Raw genomic sequence first — 26,364 nt, forward strand, 5'->3', positions numbered from 1 at the left:
ACGCGGCATGCAAACCACTACCCGATCCACGACAGGCGCTTCGCTGCCGCTGCGTCAGGGCGTCTACGCCTCTTCCTGGCCCGTGCGCCGCGCCGCGGTGCTGTTGTGCGGAGCCGCGTGCCTGGCCGGACTGGAGCCTGCAGCGGCGGTCAGCCCTCCCGATGCCGGCAATGTGTTGCAGCAACTCAGGCCTGCGGCTCCCGTGCCCCGCGATGACGCACCGGCTGTGCTGCCTGCAGCACCGGCCGCGGCATCCCCGATGCCACAGGCATCACCGGGGGATGCTGCAATCCAGGTGCGGGTGGCGCAGATAAAAATTTCGGGTGCCACCGCTTTTTCCGAAGCAGAGCTGTTCACGGTGGTGCAGGACGCCATCGGCCGTGAGCTTGACTTCGCCGGGCTCGAGGAACTGGCGGTGCGCCTGAGCCGCTTCTATCGCCAGCACGGCTATACGGTGGCGCGCGCCTACCTGCCCCAGCAGGACATCCGGGATGGTGTTGTGAAAATCGCCATTGTGGAGGGCCGTTACAGCGCCATCACCGTGAAGCCGCAGGGCGAATTGCCCGCGCCGCTGCCACTGGCCGCGCTGGTGCCGGGTGAGCTGGTAAACGACGCAGCGCTGGAGCGTTCGCTGCTGCTGGCAGCCGACGTGCCCGGCATCGCGGTGCGCTCGACCCTGCAGCCCGGCGCGTCGGTGGGCACCAGCGAACTGGTGGTGGACGTTGAGCGGGGGCCGGCTGTCACTGGCTTGCTGGAGGCCGACAATTTCGGCAGCCGCGCCACCGGCCGCGAACGGGCAGGCGCCAGCCTGTACTTCAACAACCCGGCCGGCCTGGGCGACCTGGTGTCCCTGCGCGCATTGACCGCCGGGAGCGATATGAACTACGCGCGCCTGGGGTGGCAGTTACCGGTGGGCGGCAACGGCACGCGCGCGGGCGCTGCCGTCTCGGTGATGAGGTACCGCCTAGGCGGGGAGTTTGCAAACCTGGACGCACACGGCGACGCTTCCATAGTCACCCTGTTCGCCGCGCACCCGGTGCTGCGCTCACGCCTGCACAACCTGAACGCGCAAGTCAGTGCCGAGCACAAGCGCCTGCGTGACCGCATCGACCTCGTCGGCTCGGCCGATGACAAGCATCTGAACCTGCTCAATCTTGGCCTTTCCGGTGACGCACGCGACGGCTGGGGTGGCGGTGGCGTCTGGGGGTTTTCGGCCGCTTATACGCGCGGCCAGCTGGCCATTAACAGTGCCGACGCATTGGCCATCGACGAGGCTACCGTGCGCAGCGCCGGCAGCTTCGGCAAGCTGGGCCTGCTGGCCATGCGCCAGCAAAGCGTCGGCAAGGCCAACTTGCTGGTCTCCTATACCGGCCAGTGGCCCAGCAAGAACCTGGACTCGTCCGAAAAGCTGCCGCTTGGCGGCGCTGGCGCCGTGCGCGCCTACCCGCAGGGCGAAGCGCCGTCAGACCGCGCCAGCCTGCTGACGCTGGAACTGCAATACCCGCTGGGCGCCGGCTGGCAGCTGGTCGGCTTTTACGACGCGGCCGTTGGCTACGGCAATGAGCAGCCGTTGTCCGGCGTTGGCGCGTCAAACCGGCGAAGCCTGTCGGGTGCCGGTCTGGGCCTGAACTGGGCGCATGCCGACGGCTGGAGCGCACGCTTCTTTTACGCACGCAAGCTGCACGGCGGCCCGGCCACCGCCGAGCCGGATCGCAGCAGCCGGCTGTGGCTGCAGGTGTCCAGGAGTTTTTGAGTGGCCAACGTACCGCCTATTTCGCGCTACATATTTGATAGCTGCTTGCGCACGTCCTGAAAGGGCTGAAGCCCGATTTGATTCACAACCGAAGGAAAAATCGCCATGAACCACACCTACCGCGTCATCTGGAACGAAGCCGGTGCCTGCTTTGAAGCCGTGGCCGAAACAGCCAGCGGCAAGGGCAAACGCAGCCTGGGCAAGCGTGAACGCAAGCTCCGCGCGTTGGCCCTTGCCGCCGGCTTGGCAGCGGCGCAGGCGCTGGCCGCTCCCACGGGTGGCCAGGTCAGCGCGGGCCAGGGTGGCATCACGCAAAGCGGCACCACCACCACCATCACTCAGGCCACACCCAAGCTGGCCATCAACTGGCAGGGCTTCGGCGTTGCCGGCAACGAGACCGTCAATTTCGTGCAGCCCGGATCGAATGCCGTTGCACTCAATCGCGTGCTGGGCACTGAGGCCAGCCAGATCCTGGGCCGGCTCAATGCCAACGGCCAGGTCTTCCTGCTCAACCCCAACGGCGTGTTGTTCGGCCAGAGCGCGCAGGTCAGCGTGGGCGGGCTGGTGGCCTCGACCCTGGGCATGAGCGATACCGACTTCATGGCCGGGCGTTATGTGTTGCGCGCCAGCGGCAGTGGTGGCGGCAGCGTGCGCAACGAGGGCTCGATACGCGCGGCCGACGGCGGCAGCATCGCGCTGATTGGCGCTCAGGTCAGCAACACCGGCACGCTGGTGGCCAACCTGGGCACGGTGGCGCTGGCCGCCGGCAAGCAGGTCACGCTCGACTTCGCAGGCGACGGGCTGCTCAAGCTTGCAGTGGACGAAGGCGCGGTCAACGCACTGGTGCACAACGGCGGGCTGATGCAGGCCGACGGCGGCACCGCCCTGCTCACCGCCAAAGCCGCCGACGCCCTGGCCGGCACCGTGGTCAACAACACCGGCGTCATCCAGGCGCGCACGCTGGAAAACCGCGGCGGTGTCATCAAGCTGCTGGGCGGCTTCAACGGCGGCACGGTACAGGTGGGCGGCACGCTGGACGCTTCCGCGCCCACCGGCGGCGACGGAGGCTTTGTCGACACCTCGGGCGCGCATGTCAAGGTGGCTGAAGGCACACGCGTCAGCACGCGCGCCGCGCAGGGCAAAACCGGCACCTGGTTGATAGACCCCGCGGACTTCACCATCGCCGCCAGCGGCGGCGACATCAGCGGCGCCACGCTCTCCGCCAACCTGGCCAACAGCGACGTCACCATCCTGTCCAGCAGCGGCAGCAACGCGGCGGGCAACGGCGACATCCACGTCAACGACAACGTGAGCTGGGCCGCCAACACGCTGACGCTGACCGCTGCGCGCGACATCAACATCCGCGCCGTGATGGACGCCACCGGCAGCTCGGCGCTGGTGATGAACACCGGCACCGCCAACGGCGCCGATGCGGGTGTTGCCGCCGGCAAGGTCAAGGTGGCGGTGGATCCGGACGCGGGTTTTGCCGGGCGCGTCAACTTCGACCGCGCCGGCACGGGATTTTTAACGATCAATGGCGAGGGCTACATTGTCATCAACGCCTTGGGCACGGAGGGGTCTACCGACGGCCTGCAGTCCATCAACCTCGAAGGTAGCCTGCGCTACGCGCTGGGGGCCGACATCGACGCCAGCGCCACCGAAAACTGGAACGGCAACCAGGGAGCCTCGCCGCTGCTAGGGCTGAGCGGCACCCTGGACGGGCTGGGCCATAGCATCACCGACCTGAAGATCAGGACAGTGAACAACGGCGGGCTGTTCGCCGGCATCAACGGCGGCACGGTGCGCAACCTGGATTTGGCCGGCGTGACCGGTGGAGTGGACGAGTGGTACGGCACCCTGGCTGGTTCCGCCAACGGCGCCACGTTGCACAACCTGCGAGCGTCCGGCACGCTCACGGGGCCCGGCCACGACGTCGGCGGGCTGGTCGGCCTAATGACCGGTGGGACACTGCAGGACGCGCACGCCAAAGTCACGGTCAACATGACAAGCGCCGGCCTCAGCGATGTCGGTGGCCTCGTTGGCACTGCTCTCAACACGGCTATGCGCGATGTCTCGGCTTCCGGCGATGTCACGGCGACGGGCTACAACCATGTGGGGGGGCTTATTGGCCGAATGCAGGGAGGCTCCTTGGAGAATGCGCGCGCCTTAGGCGAGGTCAAGGGAGCGGCAAACGTGGGCGGCCTGATTGGTGCCAATGGCAATCCCACGGCGGCAACGTCCGGCGGGAACCTGGTCAACGTCAGCGCCGCCGGCAAGGTCAGCGGCATCGGTTTTGGTTCCAGCACCAACCGCAACGTGGGCGGCCTGGTCGGCTGGAACTTCGGCAACATCAGCCAGGCCAGCGCGGATGGCGAGGTGCTGGCCGATGGCCTCAATCTGTACAGCTACAGCGGTATTGGCGGGCTGGTCGGCGTCAACCATTCCGGGTCGATCAGCAACTCCCACGCAACCGGCGCCGTCACCGCTGAGAACCTGGTTGGCAAGGCCCAGTACGTCGGCGGCCTGGCGGGGAGCAGCACGGGTGACATGACTTCCGTTTACGCCACCGGCGATGTGAAGTCCAATGGCGACTACACGGGCGGGCTGGCGGGGAGCAGCACGGGTACCCTGACCACTGTCTACGCCACCGGTAAGGTGACTTCAGGGGGCAACTACACCGGCGGTTTGGTGGGCAAGAACATCGGCGCCGTGACGGATGCACGCTCGGAAGCCGCGATCGCCGCGACCGTGGAGGGCCCCGGCAACTACACCGGCGGCTTGATCGGTGACCACAGCGGCGGCGATATCCAGAATGCAAGGTCCAACGCCAAGGTCACGAGCCAGGGCCAATACACCGGCGGGCTGATCGGTCGCTCGACCGGAGCGGCGCTCACCAATGTCCGCGCCAGCGGATCGGTGACGAACACCGGCACCGGCGTGGCGGCGGCCGGGCATCAGGTCGGCGGTCTGGTGGGACACCTGAACGGCGGCAGCCTCACCGATGGCCAGGCCAGCGGAGCCGTAACGGGCTACTACCTGGTCGGCGGCCTTGTCGGTTTGGCGTTCGGCACCATCGACAACGCGAAAGCGACCGGCGACGTGACTGGCCTCTATCAAGCCACTGGCGGATTGGTTGGCAGCGCCCTCGCGCCTGTCTCGAATGCGGAAGCCACCGGGAACGTCACCGGTGGGCTGTACGTAGGGGGGCTGATCGGCAGGACGGTGTATGACGTCACGGATGCCGTCGCCCGCGGTAGGGTAGAGGGCGTCAGCAAGGTCGGCGGCCTGATCGGAACCAGCAGCAATCTGATGATCGTGCGCAACGCGCGGGCCGAGGGTGCCGTGCGTGCCACGGGGACCGGCGACAGCGAGGCGGGCGGCCTGATCGGATATTCGGAATCGCTGGTGGTCAACAGTTCTGCGACCGGCCGGGTCGAGGCAAACGGCAACATGGTCGGCGGGCTGATCGGGCATTCAAGAATCGACGGCGTGACGGACGGCCTGGGTTGGATGGAGAACCTGTACGCCACGGGCGACGTCAGCGGCGCCGGCAGCGTTGGCGGGCTGGTGGGGGCGGGGGGCTTCTTGAACCCGGGATGGGTCGCAAAGGAACGATTCCGCGCCGTCTATGCTTCGGGCAACGTGACGGGCACGGGCGACGCGGTGGGCGGCCTGATCGGTTACGGTGGCGCGGCGAGCCTCACCGATGCCTATGCCACCGGCAGCGTCACCGGCGCCGCCCGGGTCGGGGGCCTCATCGGCGAACACATCGTCGGTTCGGTGAACCGCACTTACGCGACGGGGGCAGTCACCGGCACCAGCGCCACGGGCGGACTGATCGGCGTCACCGTCGGCGGCGTCTCGAACAGCTACTGGGATGTGACCACCAGCGGCCAAGCTACCAGCCCTGTCGGCACCGGCAAGACCAGCGCCCAGATGAAACAGGTCGACACCTTTACCGGCTGGAGCATCGACAAGCTGGGCGGCACGGGCAGCACCTGGCGCATCTACGAAGGCATGACCAGCCCGCTGCTGCGCAACTTTTTGGTGGCGCAAAACGTGGCCAATGTGAACACGGTTTACAACGCGGCGACGCAGGCCGGCAGCGTGGCGGCGCCCTCGGGCACGCGCACCGGCACTGCCGCCAGTGGCCGCAACGTCGGCACCTACACCGCGTTTTCCGATCAGCAGGGGCTGGACATCGTGGGCGGCCTGCTGACTATTACGCCGGCCGCGCTCACCGTGAGCGGCGTGACGGCCAGCGACAAGGTCTACGACGGCAACACTATCGCCGCGTTGAATACCGGCGCGGCAACGTTGTCTGGCGTGCTGGGCAGCGATAACGTTGCCGTCAATTTGAGCAGCGCTACCGGCAACTTTGCCGATAAAAATGTAGGCAATGCCAAAGCAGTAACAGTAAGCGGGGTGGGCTTGTTGTCGGGCACCGATGCGGGCAACTACAGCGTTAGCAGCCCGACTGCGGTGGTCGCCAGCATCACACCTAAAACCTTGGCGGTCAGCGGCCTTACTGCGGACAACAAGATGTACGACGGCAATGCCACCGCTACGCTGAACACCGGTGTGGCGGCGCTGTCAGGCGTGATCGGCCTTGAGGACGTAACGCTGAACCTGAGTGGTGTCACCGGCAGTTTCGCCGATAAAAAGGTCGGCAATGCCAAAGGGGTGACCTTGAACGGTACCGGCCTGCTGGGGGGCGCCGATGCCGGCAACTACAGCGTCAGCAATCCGGCTGGGCTGGTGGCCGACATCACGCCCAAGGCGCTGACGGTCAGCGGTATCACGGCCAGCGACAAGATCTATGACGGCAACACGACCGCTGCCGTCAACATCAGCAGCGCAAGCTACGCGGGATTGGTGAGCGGCGATGTACTCGAAGTCAACGCCACCGGCACCTTCGGCAACAAAAACGTAGGCAACGGCAAAACGGTGACGCTGGCCAGCAGCTACACCGGTGCCGACGTGGGGAATTACACCATCACGGACCAGGCCACCACCACCGCCAACATCACACCCAAGGCCTTGACGGTCAGCGGCATCACGGCCAGCGACAAGGTCTACGACGGCAACAACGCCGCCACCGTCAATGTGGCTGGCGCAAGCTACGCTGGCCTGATCATCAATGACGATCTCGCGGTCACTGCCAATGGCGCCTTCGGCAACAAAAACGTGGCCAACGGCAAGACCATCACGCTCGCCAGCAGCTACACGGGCGCCGACGTCGGCAACTACACCATCACCGGCCAGGCTACGACGACGGCGAACATCACACCGAAAGCATTGACCGTCAGCGGCATTACGGCTGCCGACAAGGTCTACGACGGCAGCACGACCGCCACTGTCAACGTTGCTGGTGCAAGCTACGCTGGCCTGATCACCAACGACGATCTCGCGGTAACTGCCACAGGCGCTTTCGCAGACAAACATGTGGGCAGCGGGAAAGCCGTCGCCCTCAGCAGCAGCTACACAGGCGCCGACGTGGGTAACTACACCATCACCGGTCAGGCGGCGGCCACGGCCAGCATCACCCCGGCCGCGCTGACTGTGACCGCGCAGGCCGACAACCGTGTTTACGACGGCACCACCGCGTCGGCAGCAGCGCCCGTGGTCACCGGCGCGCTGTACGACACAGTTGCCAGCGCAGCCACGCAGACCTTCGACAACAAAAATGCCGGCAGCGGCAAGACGCTGACTGCCGCCGGACTGGTCATGAACGACGGTAATGGCGGCAACAACTACAGCGTCAGCTATGCCGCGAACAACAGCGGTGTCATTACGCCAGCGTCACTTTCGGTGATCGCCGATAACCAGGCCAAACAGGTCTATACGCCCGACCCTTTGCTGACTTACCGCACCGGGCCGTTTGCGGCCGGCGACAGCGCGGCCTCTGTACTGAGCGGTGCGTTGCAGCGCGTGGCGGGCGAGCAGCCTGGCAATTACGCGATCAACCAGGGTTTGCTGGCAGCCAATGGCAACTACACGATCAACTACACGCCCGGCACCTTGTTGATCACGGCCGGACTGCTGCCTGGTCAGGCTGCAGGGTCGACCGGCGGCACACCCTACCAGCAGGCAAAAGCGCAAACGCCGCTGCCAGCGCCTGAGTTCAGGCCGCTTTCTGCGTGTATCCCGCTGGCGGGTCGTGGCAACTGTGCCGGTGAACTGCCGCTAACGATTGTGGATGAGGGCATGCGCATGCCGGCGCTTGCTCAAAGCACCAACTGAAGGACTTTATTCATGCAACCCAGCTGACGGATGATTGGCTCACGGGTTTTCCGGACTTGATGTAGAGCTCGACCGCTCGAATCCTGTCTTGGCACGGATACGTGAACTACCTCCTGATAGTCCAATTTTTGTCTGCATCCCCTCTTGGGCAGGTTATGAGGAATCAAAACAAACCTTAAGCGCAGCATTCCAGGTGCTGGAGTTCAAGGCCGGTTTCCGCTAGGTGCAAGTCATGGCCCACTGCCGGCGGGCGGCCGCCTGAAGGAAGTCGATCACAGCCCGTACGCGCGCGGCGTTGCGCAGGTTGGGCAGGGACACTGCGAACATCGTGTGGGTAACACCGGAAGCGTAAGGTGATAAAACCTCCTTCAAAAGGCCCTTGGCCACGTCCCCCGCAGCCAATGGAACCGACAGCATGCCGATGCCCGCCCCGGCCACCAGGGCGTGATGCACCAAGGCCGTGGTATTCGTTGCGAGCTGTGACCTGACAGTGACTTCGACCGACCGTCCGGCCTTGCGGAACGCCCATGTCACAACGGGCCCCTGCGCGGTATGGGTTACCGTCTGATGCCTGCCAAGCTCCTCCGGGTTGGCGGGTTCTCCATATTGGCGCAAATATTCAGGCGAGGCGTACAGGCGGCGTTCAAAGGAGCCAAGGGCACGGGCGACCACAGCCTCGCTATTGCCCACTGTGGTGCGCAGGGCCACATCGATCCCGTCCGTCACGAGATCGGCAACCCGGTCATCGGCCACCATCTCGATGCGCAACTCCGGGTATCGCGCGCGCAGCGGGCCCAGCTGCGGCACAACCAGTTCCTCGCAAATCTCCTGGCTTGATGCCAGCCGCAGCGCACCGGCCACGCGATTTCGCTGTTTCGACACCGCGGCAGAGATGTCCTCCATCCGCGCCAGCAGTTCACGCGCTTCCTGCGCCAGCTCAAAGCCTTCGGCGGTTGCCGACAGCCCATGTGTGGACCGGCGCAACAAAGTGACCCCATACCCCGTTTCGAGCCGGTTGACTCCCCGGGTAACGACAGAGACTGCCACGTCCAGCTCTCGGGCGGCCGCAGAGAACGAATTGAGGTCGAGTGAGCGAACCAGCCACCGCAAGTCCGCAGGGTCCGGCAGGAAGTGTTTCATCGGGGTTGCCTTTGCGTTTCGAGCAAAACCGATTATGCGGGATGGTGGTTTCCGGCTGTAGTGGCTCGCCCTAAAGTGGCGACACCAACCCAAAAAAGGAAACAACCATGCCTATCCTCAATGTCAAGATCTCGGCGAACCGTACGCCAGAACTCTCGCAACTCGTCACCGACACGCTGCTGGACCTTTCCAGCCGCTTGCTCGGAAAGCGACGTGACCTCACCGCAGTGGTGATCGACTATGTCGACCCGCGCGACTGGTTTGTCGCCGGAAAATCGCTGGCCGAACTGAAGATGACCAGCTTCTACTTCGACATCAAGGTGGTGGACGAAACCAACACCAAGGCCGAAAAGGCCCGGTTTGTCGCCGAATCATTTGAAGCGTTCGGGCGCATCCTAGGAGACCTGCACCCAGAAAGCTATGTGTACGTGCAAGACGTGCGCGGCAGCGCGTACGGCTATGGCGGGCGCACCCAGGAATACCGCCATCAACATCCAGACCAGTAAGAGGCAGAGCCATGGAACTAGCAAACACTATCGTCGCCGCGGCTATGCGCCGGGCCGGACTCAGCACCTGGATCCCGGAAGGGGAAGGGAAATGGTCACTTCCGATCCAGTTCCTGCCAGATGGTTCAGGCTGGGTCGAATTGATGCGGCTCAAGCCGGGCACACGGCTGGGTTTACACCGACACACTGGCGAGGTTCACGCCCTGACCTTGGTTGGCGAGCGTCGCTTGAACGACGGTCGCATGGTGGGCGTCGGGGACTACATTCATGAGCCTGCCGGCAATGTGGACTGGTGGGAAGCTGTAGGGGACGAGGAACTCCTGGTGCACGTCGTCGTCAAGGGCAGTGTCGAATACCTCGGAGCGCACCACAGCGTACTGCAGCGGATAACTGCCGCCGACCGGATCTCGGACTACCACCGGCATTGCGCAGTAGTCGGCGTGCAGCCTCGCGTGCTGGACTAGCTGGGCGATTCACGAATTGCCGATAGCCATGTCCTGCTTCACCCGGGCCTTGCCGGCGCTCATTGCTCTGTGCGCCGGGCGTATTGCAAATGCGCACCAAAGCCCAACTGAGCAGTCCAGCGCCACAGCACGCCTTGGTCACATGGAACTGCGGGCCTTGCTGGGCGGGTGGCCGATAACACGCTTGAACGCCCGGCTGAACGAGGCCTCCGAGTCGTAACCCAGCCGGTCAGCGGCCACTGTGACACGCATGCCGTCCTGCGCGATCCAGTTGCGGGCCTGGAACATGCGAATGCGGGCCACGTACCTGGCCGGGCTTTCGCCCACCGATTCCTTGAAGGCCTGGGCAAAACGTGATCGCGATGCGCCCATGATGTTCGCCATCTCCGGCACGCTCCAGTCCTGCTCCGGCGTCGCGTGAATGGCTGCAAGCACCTTGCCCACACCGGGCGAGCGCAGCGCTGCGATCCAGCCTGTCGAGTTGCTGCAAGCGCATTCCACCCAGGCGCGGATGATGCTCGCGGCGAGCACGTCGGCCATGCGGGCCAGGATGCCGCAGGCGCCGATGCGGTTGAGCGAGGCTTCACGTTCCATCGCGTCAAGCAGCATGGGCACGCCCGGATCGCGTTGGGCCAGGTCGCCGGCGCGGATCACCTCCGGCATCATGGCCAGCAAGGGGTGCAGCGGGTCGAGGTTGAAGGTCATGCTGCCGCAGAACATGACGTGGGAGGGTACTTGCGCCACAGAAGCTCCGTCCCGCAGCAGGTAGATGTCGTCCGCGACCCGCTCGCGATCAAAGGTCGCGAGGTCTACCGGCGGCACTTCGGGCGAACTGGCCAAGGTGTGGGCCGTGCCGCGCGGCAGCAGCACCGCGTCACCGGCCTTCAGTTCCATCCACCCGGACTGCGGCGTGTGCATCCAGGCGTCTCCGCTGGCGACGAAGTGAAAACGTGCGGCCGGTTGCGCGGCAAAGGAAATCGCCCACGGCGCATGCATGAGGCAGCGGCCGTACTCAACGCCTTCCAGGCGCAGGCCCAGCAGGACTTTGGTGAGGGAATCGGGCCCTGCGGCAGGCAGGCCCCCGTCTTCTTGAGGAGGCTGAACGACGGGCGTGAAAGTTCTGGAGGAATCGTCAAGCATTTCGGCTCTTTCGCCATGGAAAGGTGTCGATGCTAGGCCTAAGCTGGCAACCCTGTCCTCAACAAGGCTTCATATTTCATGTCATCAACTTCCTGTTCTGCCTGTCTCGATCCGCTGGCCGCCGGTGTAACTCCTGTCAATGATCCGCCCGGTGAGGCCGCCGCGCTCTGGGCGGCGGTCGCCTCACTGTCCCTGGGCGTGTTCGGCCTGGTCACGGCGGAATTCCTGCCGGCCAGCCTGCTGACCGCCATGGCGGCTGACCTGCACGTCACGGCAGGCGCTGCGGGCCAGGCCGTCACGGCCACCGCGCTTGTCGGCGCGGTGGCCGCGCCGACCATCCCCTTGCTGACGGCACGCTTTGACCGCAAGCGGGTGCTGCTGACGCTCACAGCCCTTTTGTTCGTATCCAACCTGTTGGCGGCGACAGCCGCCTCGCTCTCGGTGCTGCTGGTCGCGCGCGTGGTGCTCGGCATCGCGCTGGGAGGGTTTTGGTCGATGGCGGCGGCACTGGCCATGCGCCTGGTGCCGGAACGGCTTTTCCCGCGCGCAATGTCGCTCGTGTTGACGGGCGTGTCCATTGCCACCGTCTGCGCGGCGCCCGTCGGCGCGTGGATGGGTAGTCTTTGGGGATGGCGCAGTGCTTTTGTCGCGGCAGGTGTCGTCGGCCTGCTGGCTTTCGTTGTGCAGCTGGTCGCGTTGCCGCCCCTGCCGCCACGCGACCAGGCCAGTCTGAAGGGCCTGCGCGATCTGCTTACGCGGGGGCCGGTACGCATCGCTCTGCTGGCAGTGCTGCTCGTGATATCCGGCCATTTTGCGGGCTTCACCTACATCCGGCCCGTGCTTGAAGACGTGACGAAGCTGCCAGTGGCGGCGATTTCCGCTGTGCTGCTGGGCTACGGCATCGGCGGCTTCTTCGGGAACTTTGCAGGGGGCTGGCTGGCGGGGCGCAGTGAGCGATACGCGATCGTCGCAGGCAGCGCAATGATCGCCTTGCTTGCGGCTGCGCTGCTCATTGGCGGCAGCTCCACCGTGGTCACCGCTGTGGCGGTGACGCTATGGGGGTTCGCATTCGGCGCATTTCCGGTCGGCTTCCAGACCTGGATCGTGCGCGCCGCGCCCGACCAGGCAGAGGCCGCGGGCGGCCTGCTGGTGGCAGCGTTCCAGATCGCCATCGCCACGGGCGCCATCGCAGGCGGCCTCATCGTTGACTGGACTGGAGCGCTCGGTGCCCCTGCATTTGCCATGGTGGCTGTGGCGCTGGGCGGCCTGCTGGCATGGCGGCGTGGCCCGGCGCCCGCCGTAGCTGAAGCACGGAGGCAGTCATGACAAAGTCAAAACCAGACCCTAGCATCAATCGGCGCATCACCTTGGCGGCGCATCCGCGCGGCCTGCCTGTTGCGTCTGACTTCAAGCTCGTGACCGAGCCCGTGCCGCGCCCAGGCGAAGGCCAGGTACTCCTGCGAACGCATTTTCTTTCGCTGGACCCGTACATGCGCAACCTGATGGACGAAATCGGGCCTGGATACGCACCACCCGTTCCATTGGGCGGCACCATGCCGGGCGGCACAGTCAGCAGCATCGTCGACTCCAGGCATCCCAAATATCGCGTTGGTGATCTCGTGCTAGCCAACGCTGGCTGGCAGGACTACGCTCTGAGCGATGGGAACGACCTGCAGGTCATTGGTGACATGGTCCGTCCGTCTCTGGCGCTTGGTGCGCTCGGAATGCCGGGCTTCACAGCTCACGTCGGATTGCTGGACATCAGCCAGCCAAAAGTTGGTGAAACTGTTGTGGTTGCAGCGGCGACCGGTGCGGTGGGCGCCATGGTCGGCCAGATCGCGAAACTCAAGGGCGCCCGCGTGGTAGGCGTCGCCGGCGGTACCGACAAATGCCGGCAGGCGGTCGACGATCTGGGCTTTGATGCCTGCGTCGACAGGCACGGGCCATTGTTCAGGGAACAGCTTGCTGCCGCATGCCCGGCGGGCATTGACGTGTACTTTGAAAACGTCGGAGGCGACGTATTGGCGGCAGTCCTTCCGCTCCTCAATCTTGGCGCCCGTATGCCTGTGTGCGGCTTTGTCGCACATTACAACGACTCGGCAGGTTTTCCCGGCATCAGTCAGCTGCCGCAGTTCCTGGCCGCCATTTTGCAAAAGAGGGTGCGGGTGCAGGGGTTCATCATTCTTGACCACTATGGCGCGCGCTTTGACGTGTTCCGCAGTGACATGGAAGAATGGATCAACAGTGGACAGGTCAAGGCGTTGGAGCACGTTGTGGATGGTCTTCTGCAAGCACCCGCCGCCCTGTCAGACCTGCTGCAGGGCCGGCACTCCGGCAAAGTCGTCGTACGCCTGGAGGCATAGCTGCAGAGGGGCAGATTTACGCTGCCTCGCGTGGCGCGGCCCTGTCCAGGGTTACAACACACCGGCCTTGTAGACGCCGGGTACCGGTTCGCCGGTGACTTCGAGCACGCCGACCGCGCCCTTGCCTGCGCGTGACAAGGCGTGGTCCACCAGTAAATACCTTCCGGGGTGTTGGACCTTGATTTCGACGATGGTCGCGCCGCCGGGTGCCACCAGCGTTGTCTGTACGTCGTGCTTGAGACCCGTGAAGGAGCCTTCGCTGTACACGGTATCGAAGATCTCACCGATAACGTGGAAAGACGAGATTTTGTTGGGCCCACCGACGCCGAAGTAGATGCGCACGGTTTCGCCTACCTTGGCCTGAAGTTTATGGGTCTTGCTCAGTGCACCGACTTCGCCGTTGAAGACGTAGTAGTCGGGTAGTTCATTGGCCATCTTTTCGAGATCGGCTTCCTGGTGCCCCTTGACGCCATGTGGGCGGCCCGTGTACATCTCTCCTTGCATCACGTAGTACTCGCGGTCCACCTTAGGCAAGCCGCCTGCGGACTCGACCAGGATCATTCCGTACATACCGGCCGCGATGTGCTGTGGCACCAGGGGCGTGGCGCAGTGGTACACATACAAGCCCGGGTTGAGCGCCTTGAAGGTGATGGTCTTTTCCTGGCCCGGAGCAACCTGCGTGTGTTCGCCGCCGCCATGGCCGCCTGTCACCGCATGCAGGTCGATCGAGTGGATCATCTTGCTGTCACGGGCATTGGCCAGCGTTAGCTCAATGGTGTCGCCTACGCGGGCGCGCAGCATCGGACCGGGCACCTGGCGGTTGAAAGTCCAGTAGGTAAAGCTCGTGCCGTCGTCGAGCTTGCCGGGCAACTCGACCGTTTCCATGCGGTACTTCAGGGTCTTGGGAGCCCGGTCCCCTACGGCAGCCGGCACCGTGGCCGGGTTGGCGGCGACGCTGACTGCGGAGGGGTCGGCTGCGCGCTGCGGCACGGGGGCTGGGGTATAGAGCGCAAGCGCAGCCTGGCCGGAGTCGCTGCCAGCGGGCGTAGGGACTTGGGCAGAGGCGGGGCCGCTGACTTGCAGCCGGCCTTCCATGCCGATCTGCCGGTGACCGGGGATTGAGCAGTAATAGGTGAACGTACCAGAGCGCGGAACCTTGAACCGCAGAGTGGTCTTGCCAGTGCCGGGGCTGAACTTGGACGATGCGACGTTGAGTTCGGGTATCACCAGGTCATGCTCCGCGCCTTCGCCGCTTTCCAGCACGATCTCGATTGTGTCGTCCACGTTGGCGGCAAGGGTCGGGTTCACCTGTCCTTTGTCGTCGACGAACACCATTTTCCCGTCGACGATGTTGGTGTGCAGTTCGTAGCGCTTGATCCGGGCGGGTGCCGCAGCGGTTGAAGTGTTGCCGGACGCGGCAGCGGTATGCGCCGAGTGTGCGGCAGGCTGCGCCTGCACGGACAAAGCCGTGGCGAGGATACCGATGGCGGCGGCGATGGCGCCGAGGGAGAGGGTCCGTTTCATGTGGCGTTTCCTTGGTCTTTGTGCCGATTCGGCAGTTCTGACTATGCGAGTGATGTGCCACGACAAGCTTGCTTTAGATCAATGCCTTGCCAGATAGATGGCTTGTTCGACCTGAATAAAAATGGTTCAGAACGTTCGGGTTGCCGTGTCGGGCAACGCCCGCCTTCAGCCTGTTTCTTTTCTTTCCTGGCACGAGCCCGGTTGACAGAGTTCGCTCATGTGTCGAGTAGCGCCAGCACGCGCCGTGTGGCGGCAAGGGCTCGGCGTGCGCGATCGGTGGCGCCGACGGTGAGTGCCAGCGTGTGCGTTGGCACTTCGAGGCTGAGCGGGATGTTGCGCGGCGCGGCGCGCAGGAGACCGAGGAGGTCCACTTCGCCATCGCCAGGAAACAGGCGCTCGGAGCGGGCCTCGGCGAGGATCGCGTCCATCGTCGGTGGAATGGCTGCGGGCACGTCACAAAACTGCATGAAACGAAAGCGCGATGGCGGGATCTCGGCAATGTCCTTGATGCAACTGCGTGAGCGGCTCAGATGGAAGGGGTCGATCAGCACACCTGCGTTGCTGCGGCCGGTGCGCTCAACGATGCGCGCAGCCTGGGTCAAATCCTTCGCGTCGGTCCAGGGCATGAATTCCAGGACGGCTGCCAGCCCGTAGCTGTTGGCGAGGTCGCAGAATGCGGCGAAGGTATCGGTGAGCCGGGCCTCGTCGGGATCGTTTCCGGCCACAAGCAACTCGCTCGCGCCGAGCCGGGCGGCGATGGCAATCGCGGCTTCGTAGTCGCCGACCAGGGTACCGGGCTTGATGCGAAAGATTTCGACATCAAGCACCTTGATGCCGGTGTCCGCCAGGCGATGTTCGACTTCGCGCAGCATCTGCGTGTCTCCCACAATGTCGTACTGCGGCTCGGTCGGCGTTGCCGGCAGCAGGCGGATGCCGACATGGCTGAAGCCGGCGTCAAAGGCGCACGTCACCATTTCCGGCGGTGTCAGTTCCAGCACAGTCAAGGCGGCGAGTGAAATGGGTCGGGTCATATTCCTGGCTCCGGGCTCACGTCGATGAGGGCAACTGAGACTCCTTCTTCATCATCCAGAGTTCCTGGGTGTCCAGCGCGACACGTTCTACCACTCCGTCGCTCTCGAGTCTTTCCAGCGCCTCCAGTGTTGTAGCTTCCGGAGGGACGGGCTCTTCCCAATCGATCCAGAAAGAGTGGATTCCCCTGGCCGTATCGACTGAGTGCGGGGCACTCTCAAGCTTTCTGCGGATACAGAGGACGGCGAAATCGACCAGTTGTTTGTTCATCAAGCAAGCTTGTTTTGTGGAGATGCCGCTGCGTGTCATTAAGCGTGCGCGTGCCGTGCACTACTGCATGCCGCAATGTCTTCGAAGCGCCTGTTCTGCAGTTTCTTCGCAATAGATGACTTCATTATTGTCCTGGTCAGCTCAAAACCAGTCATTTTCTTTGGAAACTAACTATTCGCAATAGTGGCATTCCATTCTTTGGAAAGTTTCCACGGTTTTCAAAGTGACGGGACATATCTGCACCAAGGCATGGATATTTTTGTCCTGCTGGTTGCACAAGCACGGACAGATGTCGAGGGCCTTCGACCGGCACGCTTTTCCGGTATGCGATGCCTTCGCTCAACTAAAAAAAGAGCGGTGCAAATTAGTCCCCCTCACCTTCGGAGGTGAAAAAAATAGTCATGCAAATCAATGCGTTAAGAGATTTTTAAGGTTGGCATGCCGCTTGCAAAAACAGTGCGGGAGAAATTCCGCCCGCGGCCCTCGTGGCTTGGCGAGCGTTTCTGCAAGTGCGTGCGGTATTGACTATGAGAGGCTAAAAATGGCTGAAAGTGTTCAAAAATGGCTGGAGCGTAATCGTCCGCCCCGGGTGAAGATCACCTACGAGGTGGAGACTGGCGGCGCCATCGAAAAGCAGGAGCTCCCCTTCATTGTTGGAGTGTTCGCCGACCTGGCCGGCGATCGCGATCCCGACGTGGAATTTCCGCCCTATAAGCAACGGCAGATGGTGCCTATTGACCGGGACCTCTTCAACGACGTCATGAAGACGCAGTTGCCGCGTGTGGCTCTGGGCCGCGTTCCGCGTATCCCGTCACCACCCGGTGCAATGCAGATCGGAGCCGTCGAATCGGCCAATCTGTCCGGCGACATTACTTTCAGTTCGCTGGATGCGTTCGACCCGATCGCCGTCGTGCGCGCCATTCCTGACCTCAACAAGCTCTATCGGGTACGCAGCAACATCCGCATGCTGCAGTCGCGGGCGGAGTCGAGCGACCGGCTCAACGACCAACTGAATCTGTTGATCGCCAAAACACCGGACGGCCAGGCCAAGCGCGCACAACTTCAGGTGCTGGCCGGGCCGGACTACCGCAACAGCGTCGTCAAAGCAGACATGGACAAGGCGCCTGGCGAACTCAAAAAGGCCACATCTTCTTTGTACGACCTGGCCATGGTGATGGGCAAGGCCGATCAGACGCCCAAGCTCAAGGCTGCCACCGATTGGGGATATGAGACCGTCAACAGCGTGGGCGCGGACGGCAAGCCGGTGGTTGACGCCGATGCAACCCTGGCGCCGCTGCGCAGGCTGCTGGGGGTGTTTTCGACCCCGGACACACCGGAGAACCTGCAGACAGTGTCAGCCCAGCTGCAGCAACTTACGCAGTGGGATGCCGGCCTGTCCTCCAAAATCCAGCTGGAACGCAATGCGATTGCCAGCAATCTCGGCGCCGACCCCACTGTGACCGCGACGCAGACCAAGCTCGCTGCGGACGCCACAGCGCTACTGGCAGCTCTCGTACCCAAGGACGGCCAGATCGATGCCGACGCGAAAAGGGCTGCTCTGGCTGTGCTCGGCATGCAGCAGACCGACGACAGCGATTCGATTGCGATGCCGGCTGACGCAGCACAGGTGCGCACAGTGGCCGAGCAAAAGCATGACGCGGTCAATCGCAGGGTGGCCAACAATATGCTGCTTGTTCTTAGCGGCGCTACCGACACGCCTGACCCGAAAGCAAAGCCGGTGCCTCCGACAAAAAAGCAAGCCAGGCAGAACATTGATACGGTCTTCGCTCTCATGGATGCAGCCGGCCTGAAAACCGACGAAGACAGGCAGAAATTCCTCGGTCCGATTGGTTTCTTTGCGACCGATGTACTGGCGCGGCTCGATGCTCCGGGTTCCACCTATGCGCGGGTCGCCGCGATAACCGCGATTGACTCGCACATCTCCGACATCGACAGCTGGTTGAGCAGGCAATTGAGCGTGATCATGCATGCGCCGAAGTTCCAGGAGGTCGAAGCGACCTGGCGCGGCTTGCACTATTTCGTGTCAAACACCGAAACCGGCAAGATGCTCAAGCTCAGTGTCTTCAACGCCACCAGGGACGAGCTGCTGGATGACATGGAGAAGGCGGTCGACAAGGACCAAAGCAAACTCTTCAAAATGATCTACGAAGACCAGTACGGCACCTTCGGTGGTTTGCCCTACAGTCTTCTGATTGGCGGCTACGAGGTGGGGCGCAGCGCCAAGGATATCGAATTCCTGCGCAAGATCGCGGAAGTTGCGGCCTCCGCCCATGCGCCATACATCACCGCGGCCTCGGCGTCGCTGTTCGGACTCGACAGCTTTCGCGACCTCGCCAAGCCCCGTGACCTGGAAAAAATCTTTGAAAGCATTGAGCTGGCCGGCTGGCAGGAATTCCGCGAAAGCGAGGACTCCCGCTATGTGACACTGGTGATGCCGCATGTGCTGCTGCGCCTGCCTTACGGCAAGAACAGCTGGCCGGTTGACGGCATGGATTTCGAGGAGACTGTCGGGCCTTCCAGCAGTTCACCCGACAGCGGCAGCTTCCTGTGGGGCAACGCGGCCTACATGCTGGCGCAGCGCGTGACCAACGCGTTCTCCAAGTACAACTGGACAGCAGCGATACGCGGGGTTGAAGGTGGTGGACTGGTTGAGGACCTGCCGACCTACAGCTACCGCACCGATTCCGGGGCGGAGGAGTTGTTTTGTCCGACTGAAGTGTCCATCACCGACCGGCGCGAAAAGGAGCTTAACGATCTGGGCTTCATCTCGCTATGCCATTGCAAGGGCAAGGGGCAAGCTGCATTCTTTGGCGGGCAGACCAGCAACCAGCCGAAGAAGTATTTTTCCGACAGCGCCAATGCCAACGCGCAGATTTCCGCGCTGCTGCCCTACATGCTCGCAGCCTCGCGCTTCGCCCATTACATCAAGGTCATCATGCGCGCCAAGATAGGCAGCTTCCTGACGCGCGGCAATGTGGAGGCCTACCTCAACACCTGGATATCGAACTACGTGTTGCTCGATGAGAACGCCTCTCAGGACGCAAAGGCGAGTTTCCCCCTGAGCCAGGCGAACGTGATCGTGAAGGACGTGCCGGGCGCTGTGGGTTCCTACAACGCGGTGGTCTTCCTAAGGCCGCACTTCCAGCTTGAGGAATTGACGACCTCGATCCGCCTTGTGGCGAATCTGCCGAAGTGATGCATTCACTTCCCACCCAACATAGACCAACGAAAGACAAGCCATGGATCTGATACTGCTACAACCCGGCGACACTTCTGTGTTCCCCACAACAAGCAATGACTGGGCCACGGGCGGCAGCCTGATTTCGACCGGCGCCGACTGGACCGCCAATGAGGAACTCAAGCTCGGCCAATGCATCGAACTGGTGTCAGTGCACCAGGGTATGAAGCAGCAGGTGACGACGGACGTCAGCAATTCGGCGCGCACCTCTGGCAGGCCGGTGATCACGGAGTTCACCTGCGTCAAATATGTTGACAAGACTTCGGTCAAGCTCTACGACTTCTGTTTGCGCGCGAAGTCGCTGGGCGACAAGGCCAAGCCCTCGTACATCTACATCCTGCGCAACTCGGGCGACAAGGTCGGCAACATCATTACCTTCATGCTGCGCGACGCGCTTATCAGCGAAATTCAATTCCAGTCACATCCTGACGACATGCCGACCGAGCAGTTCAAGCTTAACTTCACAGAGATCGTCTGGACCTACGCCGTGCAGACGCCGGACATGCAGGTCAAGGGGAATGTCACTGCCGGCTGGAGTCTGGCGCAGAACAGGCCTTTGACGGCGTTCACTTGAGCCTCGTTGCGGCCCTGCGGGGGCCGTGGATTTTCGTTGTTTTTGAGATGGCGTACCGTTGTTGCGGCGCGCCGGCCCAAGGGGATAAACATGCAGTTCTTGCTTGAGCGCCTGGAGTTTGCAGGTGCGGCGCCGGCGCAAAGCGGCCAGAGCTTCAATCTGCGCGATGCCGTGCGGCTGCAGATTCAGCGGCTGGTTAGCTCGCACGTCTGGGCTGGTTCGACCGGTCTGGAACTCATGCGCGTCGGCCTGCCTTCCCTGACCGGCGCCGGTTACGCCCAAAAAGATGACATACAGCGTTATTCGCTGAGCATCCGCGACATGATCGTGCGCCACGAACCCCGGCTGACGGGCGTACGTGTAACTGTTGAGGAAACCCGCAGTTCCGTCATGCCTTTCCAGGTAGTCGTCACCGGCAAGCTCGCCGACCAGCCGCTGACAGAGACCTTCAGCTTCGGGTTGCCGCGCCGCTAGGCGCTTCCAGGCCATGCAAGTCTACGGAACTCAACTCAAGGACTACTACCAGCGTGAACTGGCAGGGCTGCGTAACGACGCCGCTGCATTTGCGCAGGCCTATCCGACGGAGGCGCAGGCGCTCAAACTCGATCGCACCGGCTCGCACGATCCTCACGTGGAAATGCTGCTGCAGTCCTTTGCTTTCCTGACCGGCCGTGTGCAATATGAGTCCGAAGTCAGCAAGGCGCTGATCCCGAACGTACTCCTCGGTTACCTTTATCCGCACCTGGCGGCACCCGTGCCGTCCATGTTGATTGCTCAGGTCCGCGTCAAGCCGGACGACGCGGCCGGCGCGGTTCTGGAGCGCGGGCGGCAGGCCAGTGTGACGGCCGAGGACGGCCGGGGCCGGAAAAGCGTCTGCCGCTTTACGACAACCTGCGACTTGCCTTTGGTGCCGCTGGGCATTGTCGAGATTGACATGCTGCAGGCGGGAGATTTTCCGGTCGGGTTGAGCGACGAGCGTTGCCTGTCGGTGCTGCGTGTTCGGGTGCGCAGCCTGGGTATCGATCCGGTGAAGGCGCTCAAGAAAACCCGGTTGCGTTTTTATATCGACACCAGCCAAAAAGACGCCTGGTATTTGCAGGAGATGCTGGGCCTGCACCTGCACGCCGTTGACATCGCACAGATTGGTGGTGAGCCACTGCCAGGCGAAAACCAGAGCGCCGTCCACTGGCTCGGGTTTGGTGATGAAGAGGCCGCTCTCCCGGTCCGAAGCAACATGCATCCCGGACACCGGCTTCTCCAGGAATATTTTTCCTTTCCGGAAAAATTTATGTTTTTCGAAACCGGCGAGTTTGACCTCGCTCCGTTTGAGAATGGTTTTGACTTGTTGTTCCAGTTTGACGTGGCTTCCCATAAGGATCGCCAGCTCTCGTCACGCTCGCTCAAGCTCAACTGCGTGCCGATGGTGAACCTCTATCGTCAGCGCATGGAACCCCTGGCGCTTGACCACACGCAGTACGAATACCAGCTAACCGCAGATGTGCAGAACCGCCAAAACTGCGAGATTTACAGCATTGAGGAGCTGGTTTCCATTAGCGCCGACGGCAGCCAACGCAAGCTGGCGCCGTACTTCGAACTTGGAAATGCGCAGACGCGTGGCACAGATGACTATTTTTATGTCATGCGGCGCGAGGAAAACCAGCTTGGCGGTATTGCCGGTACCGAGGTGTACGTATCTTTTCTTGACGTCCGGCAGCAGATGGCACTGCCGCCGGCAGAAGTGGTTGGCGGGCGGGCGCTTTGCACCAATCGCAAGCTGGCAGAACAGCTGCTGATCAAGCAATCCCTGCAGCTCGAAGGGGCGGGGCCGATCACGGTACTCGAAGTGATAAGCCGGCCTTCGCGTCACATCACCCCGGCACTGATAGGGCGACGTCCCTGGTCGCTGGTGTCCCAGCTCGGCATGAGCCACTTGTCGATGGCAGAGGGACCGCAGGCGCTCGCTGCATTCAAAAGCATGCTGCGCGACCACATCGACCCTCTGCAGACACAGGCTTTCCGCAGCATTGAAGGAATTCAGGCGCTTCAATGCCGGCCCGGCATGCGCTACACGATACGCGATGGAGTGCGGGGCTATGTGCAATGCCTCTATATCACCCTCACACTGAATCGAAAACAGTTTGAGTCGACCAGCATGCTGCTGTTCGCATCGGTGCTGCGCTACTTTCTCGCGCTCTACTCAACAGTCAACAACATGGTCTGCGTAAGCCTGGAAACCACTGACGAGAAAGGAGTACTCAAAAGATGGCCGCCAATGGTTGGGGCCCAGATCGTTCTTTGAGCCGCCGGCTCGAGCAGCGTTTTGGGGAGTTCAATTTCCTGCAGATGATCCGTCTGTGGCTGCGCCAGCCGGATGATCGTGCCGGCGGGTCAGGCCAGACCGTGCGTTTCGAGGCTGACCTTGATGCGGGCTTTCCCGCGCGCGCGGCGAGCGCAGTGCGTGTGCAGGCCATTGCATCCGGGTCCTCTGCGGTACCGGCGCTGATCGACGCCGAAGGCGATCAGCGTGACCGGCCGCAAATGCTGGCGATCACCACCCCGGACTTCTGTGTTGGCAGTGCACTCGGTCCCTTGCCCGAACCTTTTCTCGAGTGGATGCGCGAGCTGGATCGCGCAGGAAAATCCGCGACGCGCGCATTTCTCGACATTTTCAATAACCGGCTAAATCTGCTGCGTTATGAAACCCGCGCTGGCTTTGAGCCTGGGCTGAACAACGAGCGGCCTGAGCGCAGCCAGCTCGCCGAATACCTTGGCGCGCTGATGGGGGTGGACAACGCCGAGCAGGCCGGGCAAATCCCGATGCCCCAGCGCCAGTGGCTCGGCATCGGGGACTTGCTGGCGAACGGCCGGCGGTCGGCAGCCGGGCTGGTTCAGGTGCTCTCGGTGCAGCTTGGATTTCCTGTCAGGTTGCAGCCCCTGGTGGGCGCATGGCGCGCAATCGATCCGGACGATCAGCACCGCCTGGGCCGCAGTGGTCACCGGCTTGGTGTTGACATGCTGCTTGGTCGCAGCACTTGGGATCAGCAGTCGCGCATCCGGCTGACCGCAGGCCCTGTCTCATATTCCCAACTGGAGGCGCTGTTGCCGCCGCTGAAAAAAGGCATAGAACCAAAGCGTTCGCTGCGTCAATGGCAACGGCTGCAACGCCAGGTCGATATCGGCAGCGAAGCGCCTGCCGTGCGCAGCTCGTATGAGGAACTGCAAGGCTTGCTACGGTTGATGCTTGACCGTCGCCACGATGCCGAGATCGAACTTTCGGTGCTTGCAGAAGAGGTGCCGCTGGCGCGGCTGGTATCGACTCAGGTCTCCGGCTTCTCCGGTATGCGCCTGGGCTTTAACGCATGGTTGAAGTCGCGGCCGACGGATAGCGCCGCTGGCGTTTCGGGTGTTTATGTCGCGCGCTTTCTGGTCCCTGCTTATGAATCGGGAGCCATGACATGAACGACCGCGTCACTGGCATGACGACCGCGCTGGCTCTGCTATCGCCGGCGCCGGTCGTCTACCTGCATGTCGCGCTGTTCCTGGAGACGGGCGTCATCCTGGGTGACGGTAGCTTTCGGCTGGTCAGCTTTAAAGGGCAGGAAAGCATTTCTGATCATTTTGAGTACGAATTGGAGTTGCACGGAAATTCGGACCCCGAGAGTGGCCTTGAGCTGGCCTTTGATGACCTGCTCGGGCGACCGGTCACTGTGGGGGTTCACTACCCGGTGTTGGATGACCAGCAGCAGCCGACGCGCGAAGAAGCCAACGAGTGGTTTGACCAGGCCGTACACGGCCAGGACGAAGGCGTGCGGTTGTCCCTGTTCAATGGCATCGTCGCATCCTTCTCAATGGAACAGCCAGGCGTCTATCGCGTGACCATGCGGCCGGCACTTTGGAAGCTTACGCTCACGAACAACTACTGCATCCATCGCCAGCTGAATGTGCGTGATGCTATTGCGGGCGTCCTGCACAAGCACAACATTGTTTTTTCGGTCGCGGCGCTGGTCGGCTCAGGAAATCTGGCAGTCGCGAGGCAGCAGGACTGGCTGCAGGCCGGTGAAAGCGACTACGAGTTCGTGCGGCGGCTCATGTCGAAAGCGCACATTTATTATTTCTACGTGACCACCGGCACTAGCCACACAGTGGTGTTCGCCAACCGGCCTGTTTATCCGGAAGCCCTGCCCGGTGGCAAGCCGCTACGCTACTGCGGCACCCAGGAAGATACTCTCGGCTTGGCTCAGCCCGACATGATCAGCGACTATCGCTTTCAGCAGAGTCTGGCCAGCAGCGCGGTGACCTCGGTGTTCACGCGCGAGGAGGCGGCCTGGGAGTCGGATGCAGTGGCCGGGTTCCAGAGTTTTCATGCACAGACCAAGCCGGCGCCTGGCGCCTTGCCATTCAACCAATACCAGATCTACCAGTACGGCTGCAGCGACGTTGAGGTCGATCACTATGCCCATGCAACGCAGGACACCCTGGATACGGGTAGCCGGCAATTCAGTGGTTCGAGCTATTGCCCCTATCTGCATTGCGGCCACCGCTTCTCGGTGACGCAGGAAGTTCGTTCAGGGCAATGGCCGTTGCAGGTCAGACCTCAGCTGGAGGGAAGGAGCTTTGTCGCAACGCAGGTTCAGCACGAGGCAACGCTCGACGGCAGCTACAGCAACAAGTTCCAGGCGGCAGACGCGCAGGGACTGGTCACGCCGTTCTCCATCCAGGAGACACAGCAAGGCAGTGTGCTCGCCAGTGTCGTCTCGGGTGGGAGCCAGGGTGTCGCGCCGGTGGGCTGGCGCTATATGCGGAAAGACAACTTTGACCCGGAGACCAGCCGCATTGTCGACAGCGAGGGTATTTCGCCGGTGCTTGAGGCGCAGGGTGTCTATGTGCGGTTCTCGACAGGCCAGGACATCTTTTCACCGGACGGTGCCGACCCGGCGGAGCCGGTCTGGGTCAAATTGGCTGCGCACATGCAGACCGTGCCGGAGATCGGTACGACCGTCATCATTACGCGCGCGCAGGATCAATCCGAGCTGCCTGAAATCCAGAGCATCATCCAGGCTAATGGCACCAAGGTCATCATGCCGTCAGGCTGGACGGCCAATACCAACGTTGGCAGCAGCTATTCGACGGCCTACGGCGACGGCAAGAGCATCCGTTTCGGCTTGCACTCCGATGCCGACCTGGACAACGCGGTTGCCATCGTCAGCCAGCAATACGACAGCGGAAAGTTCCGCGAATCGTCGTATTCGCAGGGTGCCAGCTATGGCTATTCGACCTCCGAAGACGGCGCGAACGGCCTGTTGAGCCAGTCGGATTCCTTCGGTTCGACCCACAGCACCCACAAGGGGGCGGAAAGCTGGAGCAGCACCGAGTTCGGCACGACCACCAACCACTCGCTGGTGACCGGCGACGCCACCAACACCAGCAAGACCGAAGGCACGCTCAGCAACACGACTTCGCAAAACGCCGTGTTCAATACAACCACGACCGCGAGCCAAACCAGCGAGTCGTTCACGGTCAGCAGCGTCAATCTCGACGTAACCGGCCAGCACATCTCGACCTCGGCGGTCGGCATGGCTGTCAGCGCAAGCGCGACCGGGGTGCGGCTGTCGGGCTCGATGGAGGGAATGAGCAGCAGCAGCAGCATGGTTGGCCTCAGCGACAGTGACTCGGTCGTAGGCATGAGCATGCAGACCAGCGCGACCGGTTCGAGCAGCAACGTTGCGGTGACGCTTGCTTCGGATCATGTCTCGATGACGCTGGTCGATACGGGCACCAATCTGGTTGGCGTCAGCAGCAGCACCTCTCTGACCGGTGCCAGTACTGCGATGAACCTGGTTGGCGCTCACAACGAGGTCAGCCTGACCGGCCTGTCCAGCCGGGTCAGCCTCACGGGCCAGAGCAACAGTGTTTCAGTTCTGGGGTCGAGTACTGACATCTCGCTGTCGGGCGACACCACGGCGATCTCGATGAAAGGCGCATCAACCTCGATTGAAATGACCGGGGCCGGCATCCTGGTGCAGCTCACCGCGTTGCAGGCGACGATGCAGATCACGGGCCTGAGCCTGACGATCACCGAGCTGAAGATCTATCTCTAGG

17 protein-coding genes are annotated in these 26,364 nt (G+C 62.7%); 12 read left to right on the plus strand and 5 right to left on the minus strand.

Annotation, left to right across the window (positions count from 1 at the left end):
* The first annotated feature begins 7 nt into the window (after window positions 1–7).
* Complete coding sequence (locus AC1DVV_RS18340) at window positions 8–1,753, plus strand: ShlB/FhaC/HecB family hemolysin secretion/activation protein (RefSeq protein ID WP_477667408.1); 1,746 nt, start codon at window positions 8–10, stop codon at window positions 1,751–1,753.
* Between the two features lie 105 nt (window positions 1,754–1,858).
* Window positions 1,859–7,996: a YDG domain-containing protein gene (locus tag AC1DVV_RS18345; RefSeq protein WP_477701626.1), complete on the plus strand. Its 6,138-nt coding sequence runs from the start codon at window positions 1,859–1,861 to the stop codon at window positions 7,994–7,996.
* Between the two features lie 219 nt (window positions 7,997–8,215).
* On the opposite strand, the gene AC1DVV_RS18350 is transcribed toward AC1DVV_RS18345, so the two are convergent.
* Window positions 8,216–9,136, minus strand: a complete 921-nt coding sequence (locus tag AC1DVV_RS18350; RefSeq protein WP_477701627.1) for a LysR family transcriptional regulator — start codon at window positions 9,134–9,136, stop codon at window positions 8,216–8,218.
* Between the two features lie 107 nt (window positions 9,137–9,243).
* Here AC1DVV_RS18350 and AC1DVV_RS18355 point away from each other — a divergent pair, with 107 nt between their 5' ends.
* Window positions 9,244–9,642, plus strand: coding sequence for a tautomerase family protein (locus AC1DVV_RS18355; RefSeq protein WP_477667405.1), 399 nt, complete (start codon window positions 9,244–9,246; stop codon window positions 9,640–9,642).
* Window positions 9,643–9,686: 44 nt separating this feature from the next.
* Window positions 9,687–10,106 carry a cupin domain-containing protein gene (locus tag AC1DVV_RS18360; RefSeq protein ID WP_477689945.1) on the plus strand — a complete coding sequence of 140 codons (420 nt, stop codon included), beginning with the start codon at window positions 9,687–9,689 and terminating at the stop codon, window positions 10,104–10,106.
* A gap of 138 nt (window positions 10,107–10,244) precedes the next feature.
* Here AC1DVV_RS18360 and AC1DVV_RS18365 read toward each other — a convergent pair whose 3' ends face one another.
* Window positions 10,245–11,246, minus strand: coding sequence for an AraC family transcriptional regulator (locus tag AC1DVV_RS18365; protein WP_477667403.1), 1,002 nt, complete (start codon window positions 11,244–11,246; stop codon window positions 10,245–10,247).
* A 78-nt stretch (window positions 11,247–11,324) separates the two neighbouring features.
* Between AC1DVV_RS18365 and AC1DVV_RS18370 the strand changes: the two genes are divergently transcribed.
* Window positions 11,325–12,572, plus strand: coding sequence for an MFS transporter (locus tag AC1DVV_RS18370; protein WP_477667402.1), 1,248 nt, complete (start codon window positions 11,325–11,327; stop codon window positions 12,570–12,572).
* Window positions 12,569–13,609, plus strand: a complete 1,041-nt coding sequence (locus AC1DVV_RS18375; protein WP_477667401.1) for an NADP-dependent oxidoreductase — start codon at window positions 12,569–12,571, stop codon at window positions 13,607–13,609. Before AC1DVV_RS18370 ends, AC1DVV_RS18375 begins: the two co-directional genes overlap by 4 nt.
* A 51-nt stretch (window positions 13,610–13,660) precedes the next feature.
* On the opposite strand, the gene nirK is transcribed toward AC1DVV_RS18375, so the two are convergent.
* The 3 genes from nirK to AC1DVV_RS18390 form a co-directional block, all read right to left on the minus strand.
* Window positions 13,661–15,133, minus strand: a complete 1,473-nt coding sequence (nirK, locus tag AC1DVV_RS18380) for a copper-containing nitrite reductase (RefSeq protein WP_457282532.1) — start codon at window positions 15,131–15,133, stop codon at window positions 13,661–13,663.
* 215 nt (window positions 15,134–15,348) lie between these two features.
* The gene (locus AC1DVV_RS18385; protein ID WP_457282533.1) at window positions 15,349–16,164 is read right to left on the minus strand and encodes a sugar phosphate isomerase/epimerase family protein; all 816 of its coding nucleotides are present in this window, start codon (window positions 16,162–16,164) and stop codon (window positions 15,349–15,351) included.
* Window positions 16,165–16,180: 16 nt separating this feature from the next.
* Window positions 16,181–16,432 (minus strand): hypothetical protein, encoded by a 252-nt coding sequence (locus AC1DVV_RS18390; protein ID WP_457282534.1) that lies wholly within the window; start codon window positions 16,430–16,432, stop codon window positions 16,181–16,183.
* Window positions 16,433–16,655: 223 nt separating this feature from the next.
* Here AC1DVV_RS18390 and tssC point away from each other — a divergent pair, with 223 nt between their 5' ends.
* The 6 genes from tssC (at window position 16,656) to AC1DVV_RS18420 (ending at window position 26,363) form a co-directional block, all read left to right on the plus strand.
* Window positions 16,656–19,649 carry a type VI secretion system contractile sheath large subunit gene (tssC, locus tag AC1DVV_RS18395; protein WP_477707230.1) on the plus strand — a complete coding sequence of 998 codons (2,994 nt, stop codon included), beginning with the start codon at window positions 16,656–16,658 and terminating at the stop codon, window positions 19,647–19,649.
* A gap of 43 nt (window positions 19,650–19,692) precedes the next feature.
* Entirely contained in the window at window positions 19,693–20,265 is a 573-nt protein-coding gene (locus tag AC1DVV_RS18400; RefSeq protein WP_348049164.1) for an Hcp family type VI secretion system effector, read from the plus strand.
* A gap of 90 nt (window positions 20,266–20,355) precedes the next feature.
* Window positions 20,356–20,739, plus strand: coding sequence for a GPW/gp25 family protein (locus tag AC1DVV_RS18405; RefSeq protein ID WP_477701630.1), 384 nt, complete (start codon window positions 20,356–20,358; stop codon window positions 20,737–20,739).
* 13 nt (window positions 20,740–20,752) lie between these two features.
* Window positions 20,753–22,564 (plus strand): type VI secretion system baseplate subunit TssF, encoded by a 1,812-nt coding sequence (tssF, locus tag AC1DVV_RS18410; protein WP_457282537.1) that lies wholly within the window; start codon window positions 20,753–20,755, stop codon window positions 22,562–22,564.
* A complete protein-coding gene (tssG, locus tag AC1DVV_RS18415; protein ID WP_457282538.1) occupies window positions 22,528–23,724 on the plus strand; it encodes a type VI secretion system baseplate subunit TssG in 1,197 nt (398 codons plus the stop codon). Before tssF ends, tssG begins: the two co-directional genes overlap by 37 nt.
* Window positions 23,721–26,363 carry a contractile injection system protein, VgrG/Pvc8 family gene (locus tag AC1DVV_RS18420; RefSeq protein ID WP_457282539.1) on the plus strand — a complete coding sequence of 881 codons (2,643 nt, stop codon included), beginning with the start codon at window positions 23,721–23,723 and terminating at the stop codon, window positions 26,361–26,363. The genes tssG and AC1DVV_RS18420 overlap by 4 nt, the downstream gene beginning before the upstream one ends.
* The last annotated feature ends 1 nt before the right edge of the window (window position 26,364 follow it).

The sequence above is a fragment of the Polaromonas sp. P3_B4 genome (assembly GCF_056402835.1).